Below are 9,633 nucleotides of genomic sequence, written 5' to 3' on the forward strand. Positions count from 1 at the left end.
CCCCGCACAGCACCGCACCTCACACCTCCCCAGCCTCGTCGCTGGCACCTCCGGCGCCAGCGACTCCCTCGCGCGTGCTCCTCGCGGCCTACCGGCCGCTCGGAGGCACGCGCCACCGCTATTCGGTTTATAAATGCTCTCGATACCACTCACGGTTCCTCGGACAACGTCGCCGTCGGCCGATCTGCCGATCGTCCCCGACTCTTTTAAGCCCCGTCGGGGAGAGCGCTCGGACATGAGCGACGAACGGATCGCCATCCTGGCCCACGAGAAGTTCCCCGACCGAGCGAAGACCGCGCTCGGGGTGATGCGCTACGGCGACCAAGACGTGCGGGCCGTCCTCGACCGCGACCGCGCCGGCGACCGGGTCCGCGACCACGCCCCCGACGTCGCGGACGCGCCGGTCGTGGGCTCGTTCGACGACGCGTACGCGGCCGCCGACGGCGACGTCGACGCCCTCTACATCGGGATCGCGCCGATCGGCGGCGGCTTCGACGAGTCGTGGCGGTCGGACGTCGAGGCCGCGATCGAGGCCGGCTGCGACGTGGTGAGCGGGCTCCACTACTTCCTCAACGAGGACGAGGCGCTCGCCGGACTGGCCGCCGAACACGGGGTCGACCTCGTCGACGTCCGCGAGCCCGACGACGACCTGACGGTTGCGACGGGCGCCTCCGACGACGTCGACGCCGACGTGGTGTGTACGGTCGGCACCGACTGCTCGGTCGGGAAGATGACCGCCTCGCTTGAGGTCGTCGCCGCCGCCCGCGAGCGCGGCATCGACGCCGCGTTCGTCCCGACCGGGCAGACCGGGATCATGATCGCCGGGTGGGGGAACCCGATCGACCGCGTCGTCTCCGACTTCACGGCGGGCGCGGTCGAAGACATGCTCGCCGCGGTCGGCGACGACCACGATCTCCTCGTCGTCGAGGGGCAGGGGAGCATCGTCCACCCCGCCTACTCCGCGGTCACCTGCGGCATCCTCCACGGCTCGATGGCGGACGGCCTCGTCCTCTGTCACGCCGCGGGCCGGGAGGCGGTTCACGGCTACGAGTCCTTCTCCCTCCCCCCGCTTTCCGACTACGTCGACCTCTACGAGGGGCTCGCGGCGCCGGTCCGCGAGGCGGGCGTCGTCGCCGGCGCGCTCAACACGAAAGACGTCGCCGACGACGCCGCTGCCGCCGACGCGGTCGCCGAGTACGGTGACGAGATCGGCGTCCCGGCCGCCGACCCGGTCCGTGACGGCGCCGACCGGATCGTGGACGGGATCGCCGACGCGGGGATCGGCGGCGAATGAGCCTCGAGACCGAGTTCGAGCGGGTGTCGCTCCCCTTGGAGGACCCGTTCACCATCTCGCGGGGCACGCAGACCGAGGCCGAGAACGTGATCGTCCGCGTGACCGACGACGCGGGGATGACCGGGATCGGCGGCGCGGCGCCGTCGGCCCACTACGGAGAGACCGCCGACACGGTGGCCGCAGTCATGCCGGACCTGCTCGACGCGGTCGAGCGCGTCGGCGACCCCCACGCAATCCGCGAGATCGAGGGTGAGCTGCGCGCGGTCGTGAACGGTAACCCCGCCGCCCGCTGCGCCGTCTCGATCGCCGTCCACGACCTCGCGGCGAAGCGGCTCGGCGTCCCGCTCTACCGCCTGTGGGGGCTCGACCCGAACGACGCCCCGAAGACGTCGTTCACGGTCGGGCTCGACGAGACGGACCGGGTGCGCGAGAAGGCGGCCGCCGCGGTCGAGGCCGGCTATCCCGTCCTCAAGATCAAGCTCGGCACGGACCGCGACCGGGAGCTGATCGACGCGGTCCGCGAGGCCGCGCCCGACGCGCGGCTCCGCGTCGACGCGAACGAGGCGTGGACGCCGAAGGAGGCGGTCGCGAAGAGCGCGTGGCTCGCCGAGCGCGACGTCGAATTCGTCGAACAGCCCGTGCCCGCCGAGAACCCGGAGGGGCTGCGGTACGTCTACGAGCGGTCCGAGCTGCCGATCGCCGCCGACGAGTCCTGCATGACCGCCGCGGACGTGCCCGCGGTCGCCGACCGCTGCGACATCGCGAACCTGAAGCTCATGAAGACCGGGAGCCTCTCGGAGGCGAGACGGCTGATCGCCGCCGCCCGGGCGCACGGTCTCGAAGTGATGTGCGGCTGTATGATCGAGTCGAACGCCTCCATCGCGGCCGCCGCGCAGCTCGCCCCGCTGCTTGATTACGTCGACATCGACGGCTCGCTGCTGCTCGCCGAGGACCCGTACGAGGGCGTCGATCTGTGGGGCGGTGACGTTCGACTCGCCGACCAGGACCGCGCGGGGACCGGTGCGCGGCCGGCGTCGGAGTGAGTAATCGGAAGCGGGGACAGGGAAATGCTGGGACCGCGATGAGGGCGGGGACCGAACGCGGTTCGGATGCGTTCTCAGTTCCGCTTCTCGTCGGCGTCGGCCTCGGACTCCTCCAGCTCGACGTCGAGCTCCTCCTCGAGGTCGGCGTCCTCGGAGCTGTCGCCATCGAGGTCGCTCTCTAAGTCGTCCGAGTCGATCTCCGCCTCGATGTCGGCCAGCTCGTCGTCGACCTCCTCGTCGCCGACGTCGGCGTCGCCGTTCGACGACTCGCTTTTCCCGAGTTCCCCTTTCAGCGTCTCCAGCTCGGCGTCGACCTCGCTGTTCGTCGAGAGCCCCTCCAGCTCGCGGTCGATACTGTCCTTGTCCGAGAGGGCGTCCTCGAAGGCGCCGGAGTCCTCCAGCTCGTCCATCGCCTCCGAGCGCGCCTCCATCTCCTCGGTCTGCTCCTCGGCGCGCTCGATCGAGCGGCTCACGTCCTCCATCTCGTCGCCGACGCCGGTCATCGCCTCCGAGACGCGAGTGGACGCCTCGGCCGCCTCGTAGCGGGCCTTCATCGTCTCCTTCTTGGTGCGGAACTCCTCGATGCGGTTCTGGAGCTTGTTCTTCTTCTCGACGAGCTGTTCCTGCGTGTTGTTCAGCTCGGCGATCTGGCCCTCCAGCTCCTCGATCTGGGTCATCTTCGACTTCTTCTTTTCGAGGGCCTTCCGCGCCAGGTCGTCGCGGTCCTGCTGGACCGCCTCGCGGGCCTGCCGGTTGTGCTTCTCGACGTTCTCCTCGAGCTTGCGCTTCTGGATCTCCAGCCGCTTCTTCTGGGTCGTCAGGTCGGCGATCCCCTGCTTGACGTCCTGCAGCTCGTCGCGCATCTGTTCGTACGAGTAGTCGAGCGACTCCGTCGGGTCCTCCGCCCGGTTCAGGAGGGCGTTCACCTTCGAGCGGACGACGTAGGAGGCGCGCGAGAGAATTCCCATGTCCCGGCATACGCGTTCCACCCGTTAAAACCTCATGTGGTCCGCGACCCCCAGCGACGCCGGATCGAGGCCGAGACCGCCGGAGCGGAGTCGACGCCGCGTCACGGGGTCAGTCGCTTCCGTCCTGTCGGGCTTCCTGAAGGTTTATTCGAGACGTCGCGCTACCCCTGCGCATGGACATCGGCGTACTGACCGTTCCGCTCGGCGGCGAACCGATCGAGGACGCCGCCGCGTACCTGGACTCCGTCGGGGTCGACGCGGTCGAGCTCGGCGTCGGCGGGTGGCCGGGAGAAGACCACGTCGACCGCCAGGCCCTCCTCGACGACGAGACCGCGCGCGAGGACCTCCTCGCGCTGCTCGACGAGCACGGGCTCCGGATCTCCGCGCTCGCGACCCACAACAACCCGATCCACCCGGACGAGGAGCGGGCCGGGGCGGCCGACCGCGAACTCCGCGAGGCGATCGAGCTGGCCGACCGGTTGGGGGTCGACACGGTGACCTGCTTCTCCGGGCTCCCCGCGGGCGCCCCGGGCGACTCGACGCCGAACTGGGTCACGGCGCCGTGGCCGACGGAGCACGCCGATGCCCACGAGTACCAGTGGGACGAGGTCGCGATCCCCTACTGGCGGGATCTGGCGAACTACGCCGCCCGTCACGGCGTCGACGTCGCCGTCGAGATGCACCCGAACATGCTCGTCTACGAGCCGACCGGGATGCTCGCCCTGCGGGAGGCGACGAACGAGCGGATCGGCGCCAACTTCGACCCCTCGCACCTCTACTGGCAGGGGATCGACGTGACCGAGGCGATCCGCTTTCTGGGAGAACACGACGCGATCCACCACGTCCACGCGAAGGACGCGAAGGTGTACGACTCGAACGCCCGCGTGAAGGGCGTTCTCGACACGACGAGCTACACCGAAGAGTCCGACCGCTCGTGGCTGTTCCGGTCGATCGGCTACGGCCACGACGAGGCCCACTGGAAGGACGTCGTCTCGGCGCTCCGGATGGTCGGCTACGAGGGCGCGCTGTCGATCGAACACGAGGACTCGCTCACCTCCTCGCGAGAGGGGGTAGAGAAGGCGGTCGACGTGCTCGACCGGGCCGTCTTCGCGACCGAACCGGGCGACGCCTACTGGGCGGAATAAACGGAGGACGAGATCATGACACAACCACTCAAAGTCGGCGTGCTGGGGTACCGGTTCATGGGCAAGGCGCACGCGAACGCGATGGCGCGGCTCCCCATGTTCTTCCCGGACGCGCCTGCGATCGAGCGGCACACGCTCGTCGGGCGCGACGAGGAGGCGCTCGCGGAGGCCGCGGAGCGGTTCGGCTTCGCGCACACCGCGACCGACTGGCGCGACGCCATCGACGAGGTGGACGTCTTCTACAACCTCGGGCCGAACCACGTCCACGCGGAGCCGTCGATCGCGGCCCTCGAGGCCGGCGTTCCCGTCCTCTGCGAGAAGCCGCTCGCGCCGACGCTCGACGAGGCGGCGGCCATGCGCGACGCCGCGGCCGCGGCCGACGTGCCCGCTGGCACCGCCTTCAACTACCGGTTCGTCCCGGCGATCCGCTACGCGAAGGGGTTGATCGAGGACGGCGAGCTCGGCGAGATCAGACAGGTGCGAGGGCGTTACCTCCAGGACTGGCTCGTCGACCCCGAGGCGCCGTGGGCGTGGCGCATGGACGCCGACATGGCGGGCTCCGGCGCGCTCGGCGACCTCGGCGCGCACACGGTCGACCTCGCGGGGTTCCTCGTCGGCGACGAGGTCGGCGGGATCGACCGGCTCTCCGGCCACCTACAGACGTTCGTCGACGAGCGACCCGTCCCCGACGGCGACGGCGACTCGGGGGAGGGCGGCGACTCGGGGGAGGGCGGCGACGGCGGCGGCGACGTTGACGACCGCGCCGTCGAGGAGTACCGCGACGTCACCGTCGACGACGCCTACTCCGCGCAGGTCGCCTACGAGTCGGGCGCGACGGGCACCTTCGAGGGGACTCGGTTCGCGACCGGTCACAAGAACGACCACGCGATCGAGGTCCACGGCTCGAAGGGGAGCCTGAAGTTCTCCTTAGAGCGGCTCAACGAGCTGGAGGTGCTCCGCGAGGGCGACCGCGGCTTCCAGACGGTCCTCGTCACCGACGAGACCGACCCGTACGTCGACCACTGGTGGCCCCCCGGACACGTGATTGGGTGGGAGCACACCTTCGTCCACGAGAGCTACGAGTTCCTCTCCGCGGTCGCCGAGGGCGGCGAGTTCTCGCCGTCGTTCGCCGAGGGGTACGCGGTACAGGAGGTCCTCGACGCGATCGAGCGCTCCGACGAGCGCGGCGAGTGGGTGTCGGTCGAGTGACGTCGGCGCGGCCGCGGGTGGTCACCGTCGCTCGAAAAAAACCGTGAGCCGCACCCCTTCAGACCGCGCCGCCGCCGAGCGGGTCGGCCCCGGATTCCTCTTCGGACCACTCGCTGATCGCCGAGTCCTCGCCGTTGTACGTGGCGAGGGTCTCGCGCGTGTCGAACGCCACCGGCTCCCACACCACGTCGAACTGCTCGTTCCCGGTCGCGTTCGGAACGACCACGCGGTCGCCGGGTTCGACGACGCCCTCCCCGGGCCACGCGCCGAACTCCACCTCGCCGTCGGGGTCCTTGCCGCGGACGTACAGCTCCTCGGCGGCGACGGGCTCGGGACCGGCGGCGACGAGGACGATGTCGCTGCCCTCCCGCTCGACTTGGAACTCCGCGTCCGGCGGCGCGACCCCGTCGATCAGCCCGAACATCGCGGCCCCGACGACCGCGAGCAGGAGGACGACGACACCGACGAGCAGTCCCGTCCCGGCTATCGGGGTGAACCCCCGCTCGTCGTTCCTGAGCGCGCGCATTCGACTACGGTTCCGAACGGCACCGTATAAGGGTTTACCCGCCGCTTATCAGACGGGAGAACGTGGTCCGCGGTCGCTCGGAGCGGGTCGGCGCCGCGGTCCGCCGCGCGGAATCGGAACCCCGTTATTCCACCCGCCCGAAGGGGGCACGTGACATCGTGGATCGAGGATCCGGCGGGCGGACGGGCCCGGGGAGCGCGCGGGCTGGCCCGCGCCTGGGTCGAGACGCTCGTTCGGCCGCGTCGCCTCTTCGCGAACGGCGTAGCGCCCGGCGACCAGGCGCCCGCGCTGACGTTCGCCGTCGCCGTCGCCGCCGCGTTCGCGCTGGGCTGGATGGTCGCCGAACCCTCCGCGGTTCCCGGAATCGTTGCGTCGGTGCCCGTCTCGGCGCTCGTCGCCTTCCTCGTCGTCGTCGCGCTCGCGGCCCCGGTGGGGCTCCACCTGACCGCGGCGATCGCGACGGTGAGCGTCGTCCTCGCCAGCGTCGAGGTGCGCGGCGGCCTCGCGCTTCGCGACCGCGGGGGGGTCAGCGAGACCGTGCAGACCGTGGCGTACGCCAGCTCGCCGATGGCGCTCGCCGGGCCGCCGATCCCGGCGCTGCGCATCGCCTGCGGCGCGTACGCGGCGGCGCTGCTTCTGATCGGGATCCGGATCGTCCACGGGACCTCGTGGCCGCGTACGCTCGTTGCGGGGCTCCCGCCGGCCCTGCTCGGGTACGGCGTCAGCTACCGGGTGATCGCGTCGGCTCGAACGCTCTTCGCGTGAGCCGCGCGGCGGCCCGATCGGCCGCTGAGAGCGTCGGGGCGATCCCACCCGTTCAGCGCCCGGAGGTCGCCACCGCAGCCGTTTCGGCCGAGCGGCTCCCACGCGACTTTCGACAACCGTTTTAGGCCTGAGGCTCTCGTTGTACTCAAATGGGATCCTGCATCATCTGTGGCGTCGACGTCGACGGCGGTCGCATCTGCGATCCGCACCAGGAAGACGCCGTGTTCGACTTCCGAGGGAGCTCCGCCGACCAGCTCGTCCCCGACCGATTCTACCGCGGCGTCGTCGACGGCTACGCCGAGTTCGGCGTGTTCATCGACCTCGCTCCGGGCGTGACCGGACTCCTCCACCGCTCCGAGCTCGACCGCCGGCTCGACAGCCTCGAGTGGGAGCCCGGCGACGACGTGTTCGTGCAGGTGAAAGGCGTCCGCGACAACGGGAACATCGACCTCGCGTGGTCGATCCGACAGGCCGACCGCGAGTTCCGGGGCGCCCTCGTCCAAGACGGTGACACCGAACACCTGCCGGAGGCGGACGCGGATGGCGACGAGTCGGACGACGGCGCGACCGAGGCCGACCTCGACGACGCGGCCGATGGGGACGAAGCGGCCGAGGCGGACGAAACGGCCGACGCGGCCGAGAGCGAGGAAGCGGCCGAAGCAGTCGACGACGACAGCGAGACGGTCGGCGACGACGCGCTCGAAAACGAAGCTGTCGACGACGAGACCGACGCGACCGAGGCGGTCGACGACGACAGCGAGGCGGTCGACGCGGCGGCGGAGTCCGAAACCGGCGAGCCCGAGCCCGACGGCGACTCCGGGGTCGAATCCGGCGAAGCCGACGAGGCCGACGAGACCGACGACCGCGAGCGCGTGGAGATCGGCACCCTCTCCGAGGCCGTCGGCGACGCGGTGCGGATCGACGGCGAGGTCGTCGGCGTCCGACAGACCGGCGGCCCCACCGTCTTCGAGGTGCGCGACGAGACCGGCGTCGTCGACGTGGCAGCGTTCGTCGAGCCGGGCGTCCGGGCGTACCCGGACGTCGAGGTCGGCGACGCGGTCCGGATCGACGGCGACGTCGAGAGCCACCGGGGCGACGTGCAGGTCGAGTCCGAGGCGCTCGTCCTCCTCGAGGGCGAGGGGGCAGAGACGGTCCGCCGCCGGCTCGCGGAGGCGCTGACCGACGAGGCGCGCCCTGAGGGACTCCAGCCGCTCGCGGGCGACGAGACGGTCGCGCAGCTCGCCGACGGGCTGCTCGACGCTGCGGAGGCGGTCCGACGCGCGGTCCTCGAATCGCGCCCCATCGTCGTGCGTCACCCCGCCACGGCCGACGGCTACGTCGCCGGCGCGGCGGTCGAGCGCGCCGTCCTCCCGCTGATCCGGGACGAACACGCGAAGAGCGACGCCGAGTACCACTACTTCACCCGGCGCCCGCTCGACGACCCGGTGTACGACATGGACGCGGCGACGAACGACGCGACCCGCATGCTCCAGGACCGCGACCGCCACGACGAGAAGCTCCCGCTGTTCCTCCTCGTCGGCACCGGCTCCACGACCGAGTCCGCCGACGGCATCGACCTCCTCTCCGTCTACGGCGTGGACGCGGTCGTCGTCGACGCCGAGGTCGCCGACCCCGAGACCCGCGAGGCCGTCGACACCCTCGTCTCCCCGGAGATCGAGTCGGTCGAGGGCGACCTCTCGACGGGCGCGCTCGTCGCCTCGCTGGCCTCCGCGGTCAACGACGCGGTCCGCGCGGACCTGCGGCACCTCCCGGCCGTCAGCTACTGGGGCGAGACCCCCGACCGCTACGTCGACCTCGCGCGCGACGCGGGCTACGACGTCGAGCGCGTCGCGGAGCTCCGCGAGGCCGTCGCGCTGGAGGCGTACTACCAGTCGTATCAGGACAAACGGGAGCTCGTCTCCGACCTCCTCTTCGAGGATGGCGGCAACCTCGCCGCGCACGTCTCCGAGCAGTTCCGCGAGAAGCTGGAGACCGAGGTCGAGACCGCGACCGCCAACCTCGTCACCGAGGCGGTCGACGGCGTTGAGTTCGACGTGCTCGACACCGACGGCTACACCCACCGCTACGACTTCCCGCCTACCGCGCTCCTGCTCGACGACCTCCACCGCCGGAGCGCCAACGGCGAGGCACACGCGACCGTCGGCATCGGTACCGACGAGCTGTACCTCCGGACGAACGAGGACGTCTCGGTCCGCGACGTGGCCGAGCGCGCGGCCGAACTCGCGCCCGCCGCCGACGTCACCACGGCCGGGCTCCGAGAGGGGAAAATCGAGTTCCTCTCGGGCGAGCGCGACGCGGTCGAGGACGCCGTCGTCGCGGCCGTCGCGGAAGCGTTCTGAGCCGGACCAGTCGGCGCGAGGCCCGCCGGCGACGCGGTCTCTGCTTATACGCTGAACAGGCGCAATACCACGGCGTTCACGCCGTGGATACGTGCCGTCACTTGGGGAAAGTATCCACGTTCGACAGCACTCCGAGTTTCAGAATACTGGCGTTTAAGCGACAGGAAACTCTATCAGTAGGTAGGAATCGGTCGGAACGGAGCGGATTCCGAACCGTCCTTCGGAGGTGGCCTGTCCACCCGCGCAATGAGACAGTATCCGAAAGGGTAGTCGGTGAACGCACATTCCAGAAGAGTGTGTCTGTGCCGACTGCTCAAAGCGAG

The 9,633-nt window shown here is 70.6% G+C and carries 8 protein-coding genes; 6 read left to right on the forward strand and 2 right to left on the reverse strand.

The window, feature by feature from the left end; translation table 11 throughout:
- Positions 1-235 precede the first annotated feature (235 nt).
- Complete coding sequence (locus tag N5096_RS10955) at positions 236-1,294, forward strand: N-acetyltransferase DgcN family protein (protein ID WP_267664686.1); 1,059 nt, start codon at positions 236-238, stop codon at positions 1,292-1,294.
- The gene (locus N5096_RS10960; RefSeq protein WP_267664688.1) at positions 1,291-2,337 is read left to right on the forward strand and encodes a dipeptide epimerase; all 1,047 of its coding nucleotides are present in this window, start codon (positions 1,291-1,293) and stop codon (positions 2,335-2,337) included. Before N5096_RS10955 ends, N5096_RS10960 begins: the two co-directional genes overlap by 4 nt.
- Positions 2,338-2,411: 74 nt before the next feature.
- Here N5096_RS10960 and N5096_RS10965 read toward each other — a convergent pair whose 3' ends face one another.
- A complete protein-coding gene (locus N5096_RS10965) occupies positions 2,412-3,305 on the reverse strand; it encodes a PspA/IM30 family protein (protein ID WP_267664690.1) in 894 nt (297 codons plus the stop codon).
- A 173-nt stretch (positions 3,306-3,478) separates the two neighbouring features.
- On the opposite strand from N5096_RS10965, the gene N5096_RS10970 reads away from it, so the two are divergent.
- Positions 3,479-4,450, forward strand: a complete 972-nt coding sequence (locus N5096_RS10970; RefSeq protein ID WP_267664692.1) for a sugar phosphate isomerase/epimerase family protein — start codon at positions 3,479-3,481, stop codon at positions 4,448-4,450.
- A gap of 15 nt (positions 4,451-4,465) precedes the next feature.
- Positions 4,466-5,659, forward strand: coding sequence for a Gfo/Idh/MocA family protein (locus N5096_RS10975; protein ID WP_267664694.1), 1,194 nt, complete (start codon positions 4,466-4,468; stop codon positions 5,657-5,659).
- 58 nt (positions 5,660-5,717) lie between these two features.
- On the opposite strand, the gene N5096_RS10980 is transcribed toward N5096_RS10975, so the two are convergent.
- On the reverse strand, positions 5,718-6,185 hold the full coding sequence (locus N5096_RS10980) for a type IV pilin domain-containing protein (RefSeq protein WP_267664695.1): 468 nt from the start codon (positions 6,183-6,185) through the stop codon (positions 5,718-5,720).
- 150 nt (positions 6,186-6,335) lie between these two features.
- Here N5096_RS10980 and N5096_RS10985 point away from each other — a divergent pair, with 150 nt between their 5' ends.
- Both N5096_RS10985 and N5096_RS10990 read left to right on the forward strand, forming a co-directional pair.
- Entirely contained in the window at positions 6,336-6,950 is a 615-nt protein-coding gene (locus tag N5096_RS10985) for a YIP1 family protein (RefSeq protein WP_267664697.1), read from the forward strand.
- A gap of 149 nt (positions 6,951-7,099) precedes the next feature.
- Positions 7,100-9,310 (forward strand): DHH family phosphoesterase, encoded by a 2,211-nt coding sequence (locus tag N5096_RS10990; protein ID WP_267664699.1) that lies wholly within the window; start codon positions 7,100-7,102, stop codon positions 9,308-9,310.
- Positions 9,311-9,633 lie beyond the last annotated feature (323 nt).

Origin of the sequence: Halorubrum yunnanense (genome assembly GCF_026586675.1) — an archaeon.
GTDB classification, from domain to species: Archaea; Halobacteriota; Halobacteria; order Halobacteriales; family Haloferacaceae; genus Halorubrum; species Halorubrum yunnanense.

Coding starts and splice junctions, on each gene's coding strand:
- N5096_RS10975 (WP_267664694.1), top strand. CDS start 4,466: ATGACACAACCACTCAAAGTCGGCGTGCTGGGGTACCGGTTCATGGGC.
- N5096_RS10965 (WP_267664690.1), bottom strand. CDS start 3,305: ATGGGAATTCTCTCGCGCGCCTCCTACGTCGTCCGCTCGAAGGTGAAC.
- N5096_RS10970 (WP_267664692.1), top strand. CDS start 3,479: ATGGACATCGGCGTACTGACCGTTCCGCTCGGCGGCGAACCGATCGAG.
- N5096_RS10980 (WP_267664695.1), bottom strand. CDS start 6,185: ATGCGCGCGCTCAGGAACGACGAGCGGGGGTTCACCCCGATAGCCGGG.
- N5096_RS10955 (WP_267664686.1), top strand. CDS start 236: ATGAGCGACGAACGGATCGCCATCCTGGCCCACGAGAAGTTCCCCGAC.
- N5096_RS10990 (WP_267664699.1), top strand. CDS start 7,100: ATGGGATCCTGCATCATCTGTGGCGTCGACGTCGACGGCGGTCGCATC.
- N5096_RS10960 (WP_267664688.1), top strand. CDS start 1,291: ATGAGCCTCGAGACCGAGTTCGAGCGGGTGTCGCTCCCCTTGGAGGAC.